Here is a 1,336-nt window from a genome sequence, read left to right as displayed (position 1 = left end):
AGCCCAGAACCTGAATCAGTTTGTGTGTTAGTGGAACGGTCTGGAAAGTCCGGCGGTACAGGGTGATAGCCCCGTACACTAAAATGCACAGGCTGTGAGTTCGAAGAGTAGGGCGGGACACGTGGTATCCTGTCTGAATATGGGGGGACCATCCTCCAAGGCTAAATACTCCTGACTGACCGATAGTGAACCAGTACCGTGAGGGAAAGGCGAAAAGAACCCCGGCGAGGGGAGTGAAACAGAACCTGAAACCGTGTACGTACAAGCAGTGGGAGCCTCTTTATGGGGTGACTGCGTACCTTTTGTATAATGGGTCAGCGACTTATATTCTGTAGCAAGGTTAACCGTATAGGGGAGCCGCAGGGAAACCGAGTCTTAACTGGGCGTTAAGTTGCAGGGTATAGACCCGAAACCCGGTGATCTAGCCATGGGCAGGTTGAAGGTTGGGTAACACTAACTGGAGGACCGAACCGACTAATGTTGAAAAATTAGCGGATGACCTGTGGCTGGGGGTGAAAGGCCAATCAAACCGGGAGATAGCTGGTTCTCCCCGAAAGCTATTTAGGTAGCGCCTCGTGAACTCATCTTCGGGGGTAGAGCACTGTTTCGGCTAGGGGGTCATCCCGACTTACCAACCCGATGCAAACTACGAATACCGAAGAATGTTATCACGGGAGACACACGGCGGGTGCTAACGTCCGTCGTGAAGAGGGAAACAACCCAGACCGCCAGCTAAGGTCCCAAAGTCATGGTTAAGTGGGAAACGATGTGGGAAGGCCCAGACAGCCAGGATGTTGGCTTAGAAGCAGCCATCATTTAAAGAAAGCGTAATAGCTCACTGGTCGAGTCGGCCTGCGCGGAAGATGTAACGGGGCTAAACCATGCACCGAAGCTGCGGCAGCGACACTATGTGTTGTTGGGTAGGGGAGCGTTCTGTAAGCCGTTGAAGGTGGCCTGTGAGGGTTGCTGGAGGTATCAGAAGTGCGAATGCTGACATAAGTAACGATAAAGCGGGTGAAAAGCCCGCTCGCCGGAAGACCAAGGGTTCCTGTCCAACGTTAATCGGGGCAGGGTGAGTCGACCCCTAAGGCGAGGCCGAAAGGCGTAGTCGATGGGAAACAGGTTAATATTCCTGTACTCGGTGTTACTGCGAAGGGGGGACGGAGAAGGCTATGTTAGCCGGGCGACGGTTGTCCCGGTTTAAGCATGTAGGCGGAACGATTAGGTAAATCCGGTCGTTTGTTCAACGCTGAGGTGTGATGACGAGGCACTACGGTGCTGAAGTAACAAATGCCCTGCTTCCAGGAAAAGCCTCTAAGCATCAGGTAACAACGAA

1 rRNA gene (cut by a window edge) is annotated in these 1,336 nt (G+C 53.0%); it reads left to right on the top strand.

Annotated features, from left to right (window positions below):
* Positions 1-1,336 (top strand): 23S ribosomal RNA (locus ACI2JR_RS28155); its annotated part runs 1,266 nt beyond the window's last position; the annotation flags it as partial.

The sequence above is a fragment of the Klebsiella sp. NPDC088457 genome (genome assembly GCF_044900465.1).
In the GTDB taxonomy this organism is placed as follows: Bacteria; Pseudomonadota; Gammaproteobacteria; order Enterobacterales; family Enterobacteriaceae; genus Klebsiella.
Note: the sequence above shows the minus strand (reverse complement) of the source record. Positions and strands in the feature narration are given on the sequence as shown.